The following is a 15276-nucleotide window of genomic DNA, read 5'->3' on the forward strand; positions in this document are numbered from 1 at the left end:
GGAGCCCTGGGCAGTACCCGATCAGCCTCTCCTGGCCGGCTTGCGCTCCCGGCCGGTGCGGCGGGCGGCCGGGGTCACCGCCCCGGCCGCCCGGAGCACCTAGGCCGACATCGGCCGTTGCACCCTGATCGACTGCAACAGCCCCACCGCGACCCAGACGGCGAACATGGAGGACCCGCCGTAGGAGACGAACGGCAGGGGGAGACCGGCGACCGGCATGATGCCGAGCGTCATACCGATGTTCTCGAAGGCCTGGAAGGCGAACCAGGCGATGATGCCGGCGGCGACGATCGTGCCGTACAGCTCGGTCGTCTCGCGGGCGATGCGGCAGGCGCGCCACAGGACCACGCCGAGGAGCACCAGGATCAGGCCCGCGCCGACGAAGCCGAGTTCCTCACCGGCGACGGTGAAGACGAAGTCGGTCTGCTGCTCGGGCACGAACTGGCCGGTCGTCTGCGAGCCCTGGCCGAGGCCGGTGCCGAAGAGGCCGCCCGAACCGATGGCGATGCGGGCCTGGTTGGTGTTGTAGCCGACGCCGGCCGGGTCGAGGTCGGGGTTGGCGAAGGCGGCGAAGCGGTTGATCTGGTACTCGTCGAGGATCTTGAGCTGCCAGACGGCGATGGCGCCGAGGGCACCCGCGCCGATCAGGCCGAACACCCAGCGGTTGGAGGCACCGGAGGAGAGCAGCACGCCGAGCACGATGATGACGGCGACCATGATGGTGCCGAGGTCGGGCATGAGCAGCACGATCATCATCGGGACGGCCGCGAGGCCCAGTGCCTGGAGCACCGTGCGGTGGTCGGGGTACTGCTTGTCGCCCGCGTCGACGCGGGTGGCCAGCAGCATCGCCATGCCCAGGATGATCGTGATCTTGATGAACTCGGCGGGCTGGAGCGACAGACCGCCCGCGACGAGCCAGTTGCGCTGGCCGTTGATGGTCGCGCCGAGCGGGGTCAGCACCAGCAGGATCATGAAGACCGAGAGGCCGTACAGGATCGGCACGGCCGTGCGCAGGGTGCGGTGGCCGAGCCAGATCGTGCCGATCATCAGGCCGATGCCGATGCCCGTGTTCATCAGGTGGCGGAGGAGGAAGAAGTACGGGTCGCCCTGGTTGATCTCGGTGCGGTTGCGGGTCGCCGAGTAGACGAGGGCCGCGCCGATCAGGGAGAGCGCGACGGCCGAGAGCAGTATCGGCCAGTCGAGCCGGCGGGCGAGCGAGTCGCGGGCGAACAGCCGCGTCCAGCCCGCGCGCTCGGGTCCGTACCCGGAGACGGAGAAGTTGTTGGCTCCGGTCATGTGAGGATCCTCAAGCCGTTGGTCGGCGCGGTCGTCATGTCAGGACCCTCTTCCCCCGCGGCTTCCCCCGGCGGGCCGTGCGCCTGCGGGTGTCCCGGTTGGCGGCGGTCGGCGAGGGCGTGGTGCCCGCGGGCAGGTCCTGGCCGGGGTCCGTGGTCCCGTCCCGGAGGGCGTCGTTGGCCTTCAGGTCCTTGACCGGGTCCTTGGAGACGTCCGGGGAGTCGATGGAGCCGTCGTGCTCGATCTTCGGCAGGCTCTTCTGCGGGGTGGGCAGCAGGGCCTTCTTCTTGTCGATGTCGCCGTCGGCGGAGACACCGTAGAGGGCGTTGTAGATCTTGCGCACGGCCTCACCGGACGCTCCCGAGCCCGTACCGGCCTGGGAGATCGTCATGATGATCGTGTAGTCCTTGGAGTACGTGGCGAGCCAGGACGTCGTCTGCTTGCCGTAGACCTCTGCGGTACCGGTCTTGGCGTGCAGCGGGATCTTGTCCTGGGGCCAGCCGCCGAACTTCCAGGCGGCGGTACCGCGGGTGACGACGCCCGCGAAGGCATCGTTTATCCCCCTCAGCGTCGCCTGGTCGACCGGCAGTTTGCCGTTCTTCTTCGGCTTGATCTCCTGGACCGTCTTGCCATCGGGGCTGACGAGGGCCTTGCCGATGGTCGGGGCGTACAGGGTGCCGCCGTTGGAGACGGCGGAGTAGATGGCCGCCTCCTGGATCGGGGTGACGAGGGTGTCACCCTGACCGATGGAGTAGTTGATCGAGTCGCCCTCGCGCATCCGGTTGCCTTCGAGGCAGTTCTCGTACGCGATCTGCTGGACGTACGTGCCGCCCTTCTTGCCGGTCTTGCACCAGACGGCCTTGTTGGCCTTCCAGTAGTCGGCCTTCCACTTGCGGTCGGGGACGCGGCCGGTGACCTCGTTGGGGAGGTCGATGCCGGTCTCCTTGCCGAGTCCGAACTGGTGGGCTGCCTTGTAGAAGTAGTCCTTGGGGGTCTTCTTCGGGCTGATGCCCCCGTCCCGCTTCCACTCGTTGTCGGAGAGACCGTAGAAGACGGTGTCGCAGGAGACCTCGAGCGCCCGGCCCAGGGAGATGGGACCGAAGCTCTCCCCCTCGAAGTTCTTGAAGACCTGGCTGCCGACGGAGTACGAACTCGTGCACGGGTAGTGGCCGTCGAAGGCGTATCCGGCCTCGACGGCGGCGGCCGTGGAGATCACCTTGAACGTCGAGCCGGGCGCGGACTGGCCCTGGATGGCCCGGTTCAGCAGGGGGTAGTTGGACTTCTTGCCGGTGAGGGCGGTGTAGTCCTTGCCCGAGATGCCGCCGACCCAGGCGTTCGGGTCGTACGACGGGTTGGACGCCATGGCGACGACGCGGCCGGTCTTGGCCTCCATCACCACGACGGCACCGGAGTCGGCCTTGTAGTTCTCGCCGGTGATCTTGTCGAACTGCGTACGGGCGACCTTCATGGCGTCGTTCAGCTCGTACTCCGCGACCCGCTGGACCCGGGAGTCGATGCTGGTGACGAGGTTCTCGCCGGGCTCGGCCTTGTCGCTCTTGGCCTGGCCGATGACGCGGCCGAGGTTGTCGACCTCGTAGCGGGTGACGCCGGCCTTGCCGCGCAGTTCCTTGTCGTACTCGCGCTCCAGGCCCGAGCGTCCGACCTGGTCGGAGCGCAGGTACGGGGAGTCGGTGTCCTTGGCCTTGGTGATCTCGTCGTCGGTGACGGGCGAGAGGTAGCCGAGCACCTGGGCGGTGTTGGCCTGTCCGGGGGCGGCGTAGCGGCGGACGGCCTCGGGTTCGGCGCTGATGCCGGGGAAGTCCTCGGAGCGCTCGCGGATCTGGAGGGCCTGCTTGGGGGTGGCCTCGTCGGTGATGGGGATGGGCTGGTAGGGCGAGCCGTTCCAGCAGGGCTGCGGCGTCTTGGCGTCGCAGAGCCGGACCTTCTCCATGACCTCCTTGGGCTTCAGGCCCAGGACCCCGGCGAGCTTGGTGAGGACGGCCTGGCCGTCGTCCCGCATCTTCAGCAGGTCGGTGCGCGAGGCGGAGACCACGAGCCGGGTCTCGTTGTCGGCGATCGGCACGCCCCGCGCGTCGAGGATCGAGCCGCGCACGGCGGGCTGGACGACCTGCTGGACGTGGTTGCCGGAGGCTTCCTTGGCGTATTCGTCGCCGTTGCGGATCTGGAGGTACCAGAGGCGGCCGCCCAGGGTGCCGAGGAGGGAGAGTACGAGAATCTGGATGACGACGAGCCGGATCTGGACCCGTGGGGTCCGGCCGGTCTCCGGGATGTTGGTCACTGCTTGTGCCTCCCCCTCTCAGTGTGTGTACGTGACATACGAGTACACGGCGAACCTGTGCGCGGCGAGCCCGCGGTCGGCCAAGTTCCGTGATCCGTGCGGCGCTTGGGACGACGGCCGGATGGATCTCCCCGGTGTCCTCACAGGCGCTTCACCCCCTTGATACGTCCCGCGCGGGCGACCCGCGCCTTGGCCGCCTTCACGCGCAGTCCGCTGCGCTGGCTGCCGATGCGCAGTCCGGTGCCGGAGGACAGCCAGCCCGTCGACACGTCCGTGCCCTTGGCGGCCGAGCCGGCCTCGGCGAGCGGGTCGTTCTCGGCGCGCCGGGCGAGTGCCATGACCACGGGGACGACGAACGGCGCGAGCAGCAGGTCGTAGAGGGCGGCGGTGAACAGCAGGCTGGTGAGCCCGACGTGGCGGGCGGCGGTGTCGCCGACGAGGGCGCCGACTCCCGCGTAGAGAAGGGTGGAGCCGATCGCGGCGACGACGACCACGGCCATCGGGCCGGTGGCCGACTTGAGCCGGCCGTTCTCCGGCTTGACCAGGCCGACGCAGTAGCCGATGACGCACAGGACCAGGGCGTAGCGCCCGGCGGCGTGGTCGGCGGGCGGGACGACGTCGGAGAGCAGACCCGCGCCGAAGCCGATGAGCGCGCCGCCGACATGGCCGTAGACCATGGCGAGGGCGATCACGGTCAGGAGCACCAGGTCCGGGACGGCGCCCGGGAGATGGAGACGGGCAAGAACGCTCACCTGGATCACCAGGGCGACGACCACCAGGGTGACGGAGAGCAGCATCCTGTTGAAACGCATGGGATTCGGCTCCTCCTGCTACTGCTGCTGGCCGTCGACGGGGGCGCTCGCCGAGGGGGTGACCGTGACGGTCACCGTCGGCGTGGGCGTGGGTTTCGGTTTCGGGGGCAGCACGGCGTCGCGCGGGTCGCTCTTCGGGGCGGTCACGACGACCCCGAGGATGTCGAGCTTGGTGAACGAGACGAACGGCTTGACGTAGACCGTGCGGGTCAGGTCGCCGCCGGAGGGGTCGACCCGGAAGACGGTGCCGACGGGTACGCCGGGCACGAACGGCTTGTCGGCCTGCGAGCCGAAGGTGATCAGCCGGTCGCCCTTCTTGATCTTCGCCTTGGCGTTGAGGAGTTCGACGCGCAGCGGGCTGTCGCCCTGTCCGGAGGCGAAGCCGAGTTCGTCGCTCGACTCCATGCGCGTGCCGACGGTGAAGTCGGGGTCGTTGGCGAGCAGGACCGTGGCGGTGTCCGGGCCGACGGTGGTGACGCGGCCGACGAGTCCGTCGCCGTTCAGGACGGTCATGTCGCGCTTGATGCCGTCGTGGGCGCCGACGTCGATGGTGACGGTCCAGGAGAAGCCCTGGGCCGCTCCTATGGCGATCACTTCGGCGCCCTTGATCCCGTACTGGCCCTCGCCCGCCACCTTGATCATCTTGTCGAGCTGCTTGAGGCGGCTGCGGTTGCGGTCGTCGCTGCCGAGCTTCGCCTTCAACGCCGCGTTGTCGTGCTCCAGTTGGGCGACGCGGTCGTGACGGTCGCCCGAGTCGCGGACCGCGGCCACGGCGTTGCCGACGGGGTCGACCGCGGACGACACCCCGTTCTCGATCGGGCCGAAGACCGTCGCGGCGGCCTGTCGGGCACCGTCGACCGGTGAGTCCTGCCCGCCGCGGATGTCCACCGTGATCAGTGCGAACGCGATGGCGATCAGCAGCACCAGGAGCAGCCGGCTCTCTCGTGTGTCCCTCACGTGCGGCGGCCGTGCCTTCCTCGTCGAAATGGGTCAACAGGGGCGCACCCCGGGCGAGAAGCCGGCCCGTGGGTGCGGTGAGGCTGGGGTGATGGGGTGGCGGACGGGGTGAGTGTTATGGGAGAGGTTATGTCTCTATGTCGCAGGAGTTTATGCCTCCACACCAATGATCCGCCGTACGAGAAGGGGTCATCTCGTACGGCGGAATCGAAGCGTTACGTCATCTGCGCGGCTGGGCGTCCAGAACCTGCTGGAGCGCCTCGAATTCCTCGACGCACTTCCCGGCGCCGAGCGCCACGCTGTCGAGCGGGTCCTCGGCGATGTGGATCGGCATGCCGGTCTCGCGGCGCAGTCGCTCGTCCAGGCCGCGCAGCAGGGCTCCGCCGCCGGTCAGAACGATTCCGCGGTCCATCACGTCACCGGAGAGCTCCGGCGGGCACTTGTCGAGGGTCGTCTTCACGGCGTCGATGATCGCGTTGACCGGCTCTTCGATGGCCTTGCGCACTTCGGCCGCGGAGATGACGACGGTCTTGGGCAGCCCGGAAACGAGATCCCGGCCGCGGATTTCGGTGTGTTCGTCATTGTCGAGGTCGTACGCCGAACCGATCGTGATCTTGATCTGCTCGGCCGTCCGCTCACCGAGAAGGAGGCTGTACTCCTTCTTGATGTGCTGGATGATCGCGTTGTCCAACTCGTCGCCCGCGACGCGGATGGACTGCGCGGTCACGATGCCGCCGAGCGAGATGACCGCGACCTCCGTGGTGCCGCCGCCGATGTCCACCACCATGTTGCCCGTGGCCTCGTGGACCGGCAGACCGGAACCGATGGCCGCGGCCATGGGCTCCTCGATGATGTGCACCTGGCGGGCGCCGGCCTGGGACGACGCCTCGATGACGGCACGGCGCTCGACACCTGTGATGCCGGAGGGCACGCAGACGACGACACGGGGACGGGCGAGGTAGCGCCGCTTGTGGATCTTCAGGATGAAGTAGCGGAGCATGCGCTCGGTGATCTCGAAGTCGGCGATCACACCGTCCCGCAGCGGACGCACGGCAACGATGTTGCCGGGGGTCCGCCCGATCATCTTCTTCGCTTCGGCGCCGACCGCGAGGATGCCACCGGTGTTGGTGTTGATCGCGACGACGGACGGCTCGTTGAGTACGATCCCGCGACCCCTGACGTACACCAGCGTGTTGGCGGTCCCGAGGTCGACAGCCATGTCACGGCCGATGAACGACATTGAGTTCCCCATCAGGATTCGTCTGGCCTTCCCAAGTGGAGCTTTGACGGCTTTTTAGGACGGCGAGGTGGGTGCAGTGACGTGAAGGCTTCCATCGTAGACGCGCCTGCCCGAACACTGCGCGAGGGTCTTCGCCATTGTCAGCAGATGGCGAGCCGCCTCGCTTGTGGAGACGGGCCATCAGGGGCACGCGTTCCCCCGATCGGCACGCATATGCCACGGGACGGCCGGAAATTCCACGGCCGCCCCAGGTCAGGCTGTCCGAGAGCGGCTGACGCCCCCTCAGAAAAATTCTCGAAAATTTGCCACGCGACGCGCTCGGAAGATCCACCGGACGGCCGACGGGACCCTTCGTGCGCGGCAACGCGGCGGCGTCGCGAACGCTCAGCCGCGGCCGGGGAAGAAGATCTTCACCTCGCGCTCGGCGGACTCCTCGGAGTCGGAGGCGTGGATCAGGTTCTCGCGGACGATCACGCCGAAGTCACCGCGGATGGAACCGGGGGCGGCGGCGATCGGGTCGGTGGGACCGGCGAGGGCGCGGACGCCCTCGATGACCCGCTCGCCCTCGACGATCAGCGCCACGACGGGGCCGGAGGCCATGAACTGCACCAGCGGCTCGTAGAAGGGCTTGCCCTTGTGCTCGCCGTAGTGCTGCTCCAGCGTCTCCTGGTCCAGGGTCCGCAGCTCCAGCGCGGTGATCTGCCAGCCGGCCTTCCGCTCGATACGGCTGATGATCTCGCCGGTCAGGCCGCGACGGACGGTGTCGGGCTTGAGGAGGACGAGGGTGCGCTGGCTCACTGGGTGGCTCCTTCAGGTCACAAATGTGCGGGTGACCGAGGCTACAGGGCGTGTCGGGGGCGCTGTCACTCAGCGTCAGGTGATACGGGCACGCATCACCCTCCCGTCCCACGACCGGCCTACGCCGGTGTGTCGCCGCCCCCTCCCGACGGGCAGGCCTAGGCCGGCGTGCCGCCCGCCTCCGCCTGGGCGGCGAACCGCGCCTTGGCCTCGTCGATCTTCCGCCCGTAGTGGACGGACGCCCACCACAGGGCGGCGAAGATCGCGCCCAGGACGAACATCGACGGGACGAAGAAGCCCCCGGCGATCAGCAGGATCTGCAGCGCCCAGCCGAGCTGGACACCGCCGGGCCGCGTGATCATGCCGCACAACAGCACGCTCAGTGCCATCAGGGTGCCGCAGACCGTCCAGACCGTGGCCGTGGACAGATCCGGTTCCTTCATGGCGACGAGCCCGGCGAAACCGATGACGAAGAACTCGCCGATCAGCGTGGAAGCACAGAGCATACGCACGACAGTCAGCCCCTCCCCAGGAGCAGTCGGGCCTCGCCGACCGTGATGACGGATCCGGTGACCAGCACGCCGCCGCCCGCGTACTCGCCCTCTTCCTCGGCGAGCGTGATCGCGGCCTCCAGCGCGTCGTCGAGCCGCGGCTCGACCTGCACCCGGTCGTCGCCGAAGACCTCGACGGCGATCCCGGCCAGCTCGTCCGCGTCCATCGCGCGGTGGCTGGAGTTCTGCGTGACGACGACCTCGGCGAAGATCGGCTCGAAGGCCTCCAGGAGCTCCCGCACGTTCTTGTCGCCGCTCGCTCCGACGACCCCGATGAGCCTGCTGAAGTCGAACACCTCGCTCACCGCCTCGGCGGTGGCCCGGGCGCCGGCCGGGTTGTGCGCGGCGTCGAGCACCACGGTCGGCGACCGGCGCACGATCTCCAGGCGTCCCGGCGAGGTGACGGAGGCGAACGCCTTGCGCACGGTGTCGATGTCCAGCCGCTCGGCGTGCGCCGAGCCGACGCCGAAGAACGCCTCGACCGCGGCGAGCGCCACGGCCGCGTTGTGCGCCTGGTAGGCACCGTGCAGCGGCAGGAACACCTCTTCGTACTCGCCGCCCAGACCGCGCAGCGTGAGGAGCTGTCCGCCGACCGCGACGTGGCGGGCGACGAGGCCGAACTCCAGACCCTCGCGGGCGACTGTCGCGTTGACCTCAACGGCCTTCTTCAGCAGCACCTGGGCCGCGTCGACCGGCTGCTGGGCCAGGATCACGGTGGAGTCCTGCTTGACGATCCCGGACTTCTCGACGGCGATCTCACCCGGCGTCTCGCCGAGCCGGTCGGTGTGGTCGAGGTCGATGGGGGTCACGACGGCGACGTCGCCGTCGATCACGTTCGTGGCGTCCCAGCTGCCGCCCATGCCGACCTCGACGACGGCGACGTCCACGGGAGCGTCGGCGAAGGCCGCGTAGGCCATGCCGGTCAGCACCTCGAAGAAGGACAGCCGGTACTCCTGCTGACCGTCGACCATCTCGATGTACGGCTTGATGTCGTTGTACGTCTCGATGAACCGCTCGGCGGAGATCGGTGCCCCGTCCAGGCTGATCCGCTCGGTGACCGACTGGACGTGCGGGCTGGTGTAGCGCCCGGTGCGCAGGTCGAAGGCGCTCAGCAGCGCCTCGATCATGCGGGCCGTGGAGGTCTTGCCGTTGGTCCCCGTGATGTGGATCGAGGGGTACGCGCGCTGCGGCTCGCCGAGGATGTCCATCAGCGCGGCGATGCGGTCGACGGAGGGCTCCAGCTTGGTCTCGCCCCAGCGGCCGGCCAGCTCCGTCTCGACCTCGCGCAACGCCTTGTCGACCTCGGGGTCGGCGGGGCGCGCGGGCACATCGGCCTGCCGGCCGTCGTGGCCCTGGGTGCGCAGGGTGCGGCTGCCTGCCGCGATCACCGCGAGATCGGGGTCCCGGTCGGTCTCGGCCTCGACGATCTCCTCGAAGAGACCGAGCGGATCACGCTCCGGATCGTCGGACGCGCTGCTGTCGTGCGGGGGGAGGTCGCTCACGGGGGCCAGTCTACGGAGAGGGCGGGGTGTGCGGGCGTGTGGGGGTTTGCGCCTCCTCCGGAACCTGAGGAGCGGGGTTCGGGCGGAGGGGGCGAGCAAGGGGCTGGCCCCGCAGGGCGAAGGCCCCCGGGACCGAGCGGTCCGGGGGCCTTCGTGTCTCCGTGGGGCCGGCGACTACGCCTCGGGGAGGCGGGTCAGCTGGTCCTGGATGCGGGCGATGTCCTCGTCCGCCTTGGCCAGGCGGGTGCGGATCTTGTCGACCACCTGATCGGGAGCCTTCGCGAGGAACGCCTCGTTGCCGAGCTTGGCGTTCGCCTGGGCCTTCTCCTTCTCGGCGGCGGCGAGGTCCTTGGCGAGCCGCTTGCGCTCGGCGGCGACGTCGATCGTGCCCGACAGGTCGAGCGCGACCGTCGCGCCGGCCACCGGCAGGGTCGCCGTGGCCGCGAAGCTGTCGCCCTCCGGCTGGAGGCGCAGCAGCTGGCGGATGGCCGCCTCGTGCGGGGCCAGCGCCGTCCCGTCGAGGACCAGCCGGGCCGGGACCCGCTGACCGGGCTGGAGACCCTGGTCGTTGCGGAAGCGCCGGACCTCGGTGATCACCGACTGGAGGGACTCGATCTCCCGCTCGGCGGCGGTGTCGCGGAAGCCGCTGTCCTTGGGCCACTCGGCGATGACGACGGACTCGCCGCCCGTGAGGGTCGTCCAGAGCGTGTCCGTGACGAACGGGACGATCGGGTGGAGCAGCCGCAGCGTGACGTCGAGGACCTCGCCGAGGACGCGACCGGAGACCTTCGCCGGCTCGCCGCCCGCCATGAACGTCGTCTTGGACAGCTCGACGTACCAGTCGAAGACCTCGTCCCAGGCGAAGTGGAACAGGGCGTCCGACAGCTTGGCGAACTGGAAGTCGTCGTAGAGGGCGTCCACTTCGGCGACCGTGGCGTTCAGCCGCGACAGGATCCAGCGGTCGGTGGCCGACAGCTCCTCGGCGGGCGGGAGTTCACCCTCGACCGTCGCGCCGTTCATCAGCGCGAAGCGGGTGGCGTTCCAGATCTTGTTCGCGAAGTTGCGCGAGCCCTGGACCCAGTCCTCGCCGATCGGCACGTCGACACCGGGGTTGGCACCACGCGCGAGCGTGAAACGGAGGGCGTCGCTGCCGTACTTGTCCATCCAGTCCAGCGGGTTGACCGCGTTCCCGAAGGACTTGGACATCTTCTTGCCGAACTGGTCACGGACCATGCCGTGCAGGGCGATGGTGTGGAACGGCGGGGTGCCGTCCATCGCGTACAGGCCGAACATCATCATCCGGGCGACCCAGAAGAAGAGGATGTCGTAGCCGGTGACGAGGACGGAGTTCGGGTAGAACTTCGCGAGGCTTTCGGTCTGTTCGGGCCAGCCGAGCGTGGAGAACGGCCACAGGCCGGAGGAGAACCAGGTGTCGAGGACGTCGGTGTCCTGGTGCCAGCCCTCGCCCGTGGGGGCCTCCTCGTCCGGGCCGACGCAGACGATCTCGCCGTCCGGCCCGTACCAGACGGGGATGCGGTGGCCCCACCACAACTGCCGCGAGATGCACCAGTCGTGGAGGTTGTCGACCCAGTCGAAGTAGCGCTTCTCCATCTCCTGCGGGTGGATCTTGACCTTGCCGTCGCGGACCGCGTCGCCCGCGGCCTTCGCGAGCGGGCCGACCTTGACCCACCACTGCATGGACAGCCGCGGCTCGATGGTGGTCTTGCAGCGCGAGCAGTGGCCGACCGAGTGGACGTAGGGCCGCTTCTCGGCGACGATCCGGCCGTCGGCGCGCAGGGCGGCGACGATCGCGGAACGGGCCTCCAGGCGGTCCAGGCCCTGGAAGGGTCCGGAGACCGTGATGACGGCGTGCTCGTCCATGACCGCGATGTTCGGCAGGTTGTGGCGCTGCCCGATCTCGAAGTCGTTCGGGTCGTGGGCGGGCGTCACCTTGACGGCGCCGGTGCCGAACTCGGGGTCGACGTGCTCGTCCGCGACGACCGGGATGGACCGCTCGGTCAGCGGGAGGCGGATGAGCTTGCCGACGAGGTGCTTGTACCGCTCGTCGTCGGGGTGGACGGCGACGGCGGTGTCACCGAGCATCGTCTCGGCACGGGTGGTGGCGACGACGATGGCGTCGTCCCCGTCCCCGTACTTCATGGAGACCAGCTCGCCGTCGTCGTCCTGGTACTCGACCTCGATGTCCGAGATGGCGGTCAGACAGCGGGGGCACCAGTTGATGATGCGCTCGGCGCGGTAGATCAGCTCGTCGTCGTAGAGCTTCTTGAAGATGGTCTGGACGGACTGGGAGAGACCCTCGTCCATGGTGAAGCGCTCGCGCGACCAGGCGACGCCGTCGCCGAGGCGGCGCATCTGCCCGGAGATCTGTCCGCCCGACTCGGCCTTCCACTGCCAGACGCGCTCGACGAACGCCTCCCGGCCCAGGTCGTGCCGGGACTTGCCCTCCTTGCCGAGCTCCCGCTCGACGACGTTCTGCGTGGCGATGCCGGCGTGGTCCATGCCGGGCTGCCACAGCGTCTCGAAGCCCTGCATGCGCTTCCGGCGCGTAAGGGCGTCGATGAGGGTGTGCTCGAAGGCGTGCCCGAGGTGGAGGGAGCCCGTGACGTTCGGCGGCGGGATGACGACCGTGAACGGCGGCTTGTCGCTCTTGGCGTCCGCCTCGAAGTAACCCCGTTCTACCCAGCGCTCGTAGAGCGGCCCCTCTACATCGGCCGGCGCGTACTGGGTCGGCAGTTCGGAGGTGGGCGCTGCTTGCGGCTGCTGAGAGTTCTCGGTCACGGGGTCAGTTTAGGGGCGTCACGCCCGTGTCCCGAAACGGGATTACTTCGTAACGGTGCGGCCCCCGGAGACCTGGCCCCTCGCCCGGTGCGCCAGGATGTCAGGAACACATAAGCATCTGGAGGGGAACCCAGAAATGAGCTACAACCAGCCGGGCCCGTACGGCGGGCAGCCCCAGCAGCCCGGACCGTACGGTCAGCCGGGCGGCGGGCAGCCCCCACAGCCGGGGCCCTACGGCCAGCCGGGCCCCTACGGCCAGCCGCCGCAGCAGGCTCCCCAGCCGGGCTACGGATACCCGCAGCAGGCTCCCCCGGCGCAGCCTGGTTACGGCTACCCGCAGCAGGCCCCGCAGCCCGGCCAGCCGCAGACCCCTCCCTACGGCCAGCAGCCCCCGTACGGCCAGCCCCCGTACAACACCGCCCCGATGCCGCCGGTGCCGTCCGGCGGCAAGAAGAAGACGGGCCTGATCATCGGCGGCGTCGCCGTGGTCGCGGCGATAGCCGTGGCCGTGTACTTCGCGATCGGCGGGGGCGGCGGCGGCGCGAACGTCGCCGACGACGGCCCCCACAAGCTGACGACGCCGGCGACGGTCCTCGGCGGTGAGTACAAGAAGTCCAGCGACGCCGACAGCGGCGGCTTCGACGCGAACGATGTCAAGGACGCCGAGAAGCACGGCGTGAAGAACGCCCAGGAAGTGCACGCCGGATACCAGTCCGGGGACAAGAACAACCCGCTGGCGCTGAAGATGATCAACTTCATGGGTGTGTACGGCGACATCGCCGACCCCGAGGCGGTCGTCGACGGCATGTTCGCCGAGATGAAGAAGGGCGCCACCAAGGACGGTGACGGCGAGGTCGTCGGCAGCCCGAAGGCGTACACGCCGAGCGGTCTCGACGGCGCGGTGCTCAAGTGCCAGGAGACCAAGGTCAAGGACACCGACACGTCCGGCTCCGGTCCGAGCGAGATCCACATGCCGGTGTGCATCTGGGGCGACCACAGCACCCTCGGCGTCATCATCGACGTCGACCTGGCCGCCGCCATGACGGGCAAGAGCCCCGACCTGAGCCAGGCGGCCGACCTCACGGCCAAGTTCCGCAAGGACGTCCGCGTCAAGGCCTAGCCCTTCGCCGCACATGAGGAGGGGCGCGGCCGGTCGGCCGCGCCCCTCCGTGCGTATCCGCTACGCGCTCAGGCCCGCTGACAGGCGGTGTTCGCGACCTCGTACCGGACACCGGCGAGCATCAGCTTCTGCAGGCACATGGCGTTGGCCTGCCCGCCGACGTGCGGCCAGCCACACGCCGTCTTCACCTTCGGGCCCACGACGTATCCGGCATGACTCACCACGGCTGTGCACTGCTTGACGGTGGCGGACGCGGGGCTCGCCGCGACAAGGGGTACAACCCCCAAGGCCGCGACGACACTTGCCACCATGGAGGTGCGCCTGACCTTCTGCGACTTCATACCGAGTCCTCCCGTTTCTCTGCCTACCTAATCGAACGCACGGTCGATGCGAACGCGGCGACTAGATCACGCGGAGCGGCGCGGTTACAGGACTTCCCACGAACCTGACTCGATCGTTTCGACCCGCGTCGCGAGAGCCGTCCGTACTTGGCCAAGAGAAAGGGGCGCCCGGCGGAATTCCGCCGGGCGCCCCTTCCGCGTCAGGTGTCGCGTTACGCCGTCTTCTGCTCGCCCGGACCGCCGCGGCGGGCGTCCCTCGGGATCAGGGTCGGGTTGACGTTCGACAGGACGACGTCGGCGGTGATGACGACACGGGCGACGTCCTTGCGGGACGGAACCTCGTACATCACGGCCTGGAGGACTTCCTCCATGATCGCGCGCAGACCTCGCGCACCGGTCTGGCGCAGGATCGCCTGGTCGGCGATGGCCTCCAGGGCCTCGCGCTCGAAGTCCAGCTCCACGCCGTCGAGTTCGAAGAGCCGCTGGTACTGCTTGACCAGCGCGTTGCGCGGCTCGACCAGGATCTGCAGCAGGGCCTCGCGGTCCAGGTTGTGGACCGAGGTGATCACCGGGAGACGACCGATGAACTCGGGGATCATGCCGAACTTGACCAGGTCCTCCGGCATGACGTCCTCGAACTGGTCCTTGGACTCCAGCTCCCGCTTCGAGCGGATCGTCGCGCCGAAGCCGATGCCCTTGGCGCCCGCCCGGGACTCGATGAGCTTCTCCAGGCCGGCGAAGGCTCCGCCCACGATGAACAGGACGTTCGTCGTGTCGATCTGGATGAACTCCTGGTGCGGGTGCTTGCGGCCGCCCTGCGGCGGGACCGAGGCCGTCGTGCCCTCGAGGATCTTCAGCAGGGCCTGCTGGACGCCTTCGCCGGACACGTCACGCGTGATCGACGGGTTCTCGCTCTTGCGGGCCACCTTGTCGATCTCGTCGATGTAGATGATCCCGGTCTCGGCCTTCTTGACGTCGTAGTCGGCGGCCTGGATGAGCTTCAGCAGGATGTTCTCGACGTCCTCGCCGACATACCCCGCCTCCGTCAGCGCCGTCGCGTCCGCGATGGCGAACGGGACGTTCAGCATGCGCGCGAGGGTCTGGGCGAGCAGCGTCTTGCCGGAGCCCGTGGGGCCCAGCAGAAGGATGTTGGACTTCGCCAACTCGATGGCGTCCTCGCGGTTCTGGCCCGCGCTGTTCTCGCCGGCCTGGACGCGCTTGTAGTGGTTGTACACCGCGACGGAGAGCGCCTTCTTGGCGGACTCCTGTCCGACCACGTACCCCTCGAGGAACTCGTAGATCTCACGGGGCTTGGGGAGTTCCTCCCAGCGCACCTCGCTCGTCTCCGCGAGTTCTTCCTCGATGATCTCGTTGCAGAGATCGATGCACTCGTCGCAGATGTACACACCGGGGCCTGCGATGAGCTTCTTGACCTGCTTCTGGCTCTTGCCACAGAACGAGCACTTGAGCAGATCGCCGCCGTCACCGATGCGTGCCACGGTGTGCTTCCCCTTCGCCTGGGAGTCGCCTGGGTCCAGCGGCTCCTGGTGCTGCCTTATGT

Annotated in this window: 12 protein-coding genes; 1 reads left to right on the top strand and 11 read right to left on the bottom strand. The window is 68.8% G+C overall.

The genetic code is table 11. The features are described 5' to 3' along the window. Positions 1 to 99: 99 nt before the first annotated feature. From rodA to ABZT74_RS08850, 9 genes are all read right to left on the bottom strand, one after another. Positions 100 to 1296, bottom strand: a complete 1197-nt coding sequence (gene rodA, locus ABZT74_RS08810; RefSeq protein ID WP_355863440.1) for a rod shape-determining protein RodA — start codon at positions 1294 to 1296, stop codon at positions 100 to 102. Between the two features lie 34 nt (positions 1297 to 1330). Next, positions 1331 to 3595, bottom strand: coding sequence for a penicillin-binding protein 2 (mrdA, locus tag ABZT74_RS08815; RefSeq protein WP_356172865.1), 2265 nt, complete (start codon positions 3593 to 3595; stop codon positions 1331 to 1333). Positions 3596 to 3735: 140 nt separating this feature from the next. After that, positions 3736 to 4407, bottom strand: a complete 672-nt coding sequence (mreD, locus tag ABZT74_RS08820; protein ID WP_355863436.1) for a rod shape-determining protein MreD — start codon at positions 4405 to 4407, stop codon at positions 3736 to 3738. 18 nt (positions 4408 to 4425) lie between these two features. Further along, the gene (mreC, locus tag ABZT74_RS08825) at positions 4426 to 5364 is read right to left on the bottom strand and encodes a rod shape-determining protein MreC (RefSeq protein ID WP_356433834.1); all 939 of its coding nucleotides are present in this window, start codon (positions 5362 to 5364) and stop codon (positions 4426 to 4428) included. Positions 5365 to 5584: 220 nt separating this feature from the next. After that, positions 5585 to 6604 carry a rod shape-determining protein gene (locus ABZT74_RS08830; protein WP_164369335.1) on the bottom strand — a complete coding sequence of 340 codons (1020 nt, stop codon included), beginning with the start codon at positions 6602 to 6604 and terminating at the stop codon, positions 5585 to 5587. A gap of 384 nt (positions 6605 to 6988) precedes the next feature. Beyond that, positions 6989 to 7402, bottom strand: a complete 414-nt coding sequence (ndk, locus tag ABZT74_RS08835; RefSeq protein WP_355863432.1) for a nucleoside-diphosphate kinase — start codon at positions 7400 to 7402, stop codon at positions 6989 to 6991. 158 nt (positions 7403 to 7560) lie between these two features. Next, the gene (locus ABZT74_RS08840) at positions 7561 to 7914 is read right to left on the bottom strand and encodes a DUF4233 domain-containing protein (protein ID WP_356433835.1); all 354 of its coding nucleotides are present in this window, start codon (positions 7912 to 7914) and stop codon (positions 7561 to 7563) included. A 5-nt stretch (positions 7915 to 7919) separates the two neighbouring features. Further along, a complete protein-coding gene (locus ABZT74_RS08845) occupies positions 7920 to 9455 on the bottom strand; it encodes a folylpolyglutamate synthase/dihydrofolate synthase family protein (protein ID WP_355863428.1) in 1536 nt (511 codons plus the stop codon). A 174-nt stretch (positions 9456 to 9629) separates the two neighbouring features. Next, positions 9630 to 12254: a valine--tRNA ligase gene (locus ABZT74_RS08850; RefSeq protein ID WP_356433836.1), complete on the bottom strand. Its 2625-nt coding sequence runs from the start codon at positions 12252 to 12254 to the stop codon at positions 9630 to 9632. Between the two features lie 136 nt (positions 12255 to 12390). Between ABZT74_RS08850 and ABZT74_RS08855 the strand changes: the two genes are divergently transcribed. Continuing rightward, on the top strand, positions 12391 to 13374 hold the full coding sequence (locus ABZT74_RS08855) for a hypothetical protein (RefSeq protein ID WP_356433837.1): 984 nt from the start codon (positions 12391 to 12393) through the stop codon (positions 13372 to 13374). A 68-nt stretch (positions 13375 to 13442) separates the two neighbouring features. On the opposite strand, the gene ABZT74_RS08860 is transcribed toward ABZT74_RS08855, so the two are convergent. Continuing rightward, on the bottom strand, positions 13443 to 13715 hold the full coding sequence (locus ABZT74_RS08860; protein WP_356433838.1) for a hypothetical protein: 273 nt from the start codon (positions 13713 to 13715) through the stop codon (positions 13443 to 13445). 212 nt (positions 13716 to 13927) lie between these two features. Continuing rightward, positions 13928 to 15214, bottom strand: a complete 1287-nt coding sequence (clpX, locus tag ABZT74_RS08865; protein WP_081221566.1) for an ATP-dependent Clp protease ATP-binding subunit ClpX — start codon at positions 15212 to 15214, stop codon at positions 13928 to 13930. Positions 15215 to 15276: the final 62 nt, after the last annotated feature.

The organism is Streptomyces sp. NPDC005302, assembly GCF_040607345.1.
Classification (GTDB): domain Bacteria; phylum Actinomycetota; class Actinomycetes; order Streptomycetales; family Streptomycetaceae; genus Streptomyces.

Bases quoted from the DNA above. Each gene is read 5' to 3' on its own strand.
- mreD (WP_355863436.1), bottom strand. From the start codon at position 4,407: ATGCGTTTCAACAGGATGCTGCTCTCCGTCACCCTGGTGGTCGTCGCC.
- ABZT74_RS08830 (WP_164369335.1), bottom strand. From the start codon at position 6,604: ATGTCGTTCATCGGCCGTGACATGGCTGTCGACCTCGGGACCGCCAAC.
- ABZT74_RS08860 (WP_356433838.1), bottom strand. From the start codon at position 13,715: ATGAAGTCGCAGAAGGTCAGGCGCACCTCCATGGTGGCAAGTGTCGTC.
- rodA (WP_355863440.1), bottom strand. From the start codon at position 1,296: ATGACCGGAGCCAACAACTTCTCCGTCTCCGGGTACGGACCCGAGCGC.
- ABZT74_RS08855 (WP_356433837.1), top strand. From the start codon at position 12,391: ATGAGCTACAACCAGCCGGGCCCGTACGGCGGGCAGCCCCAGCAGCCC.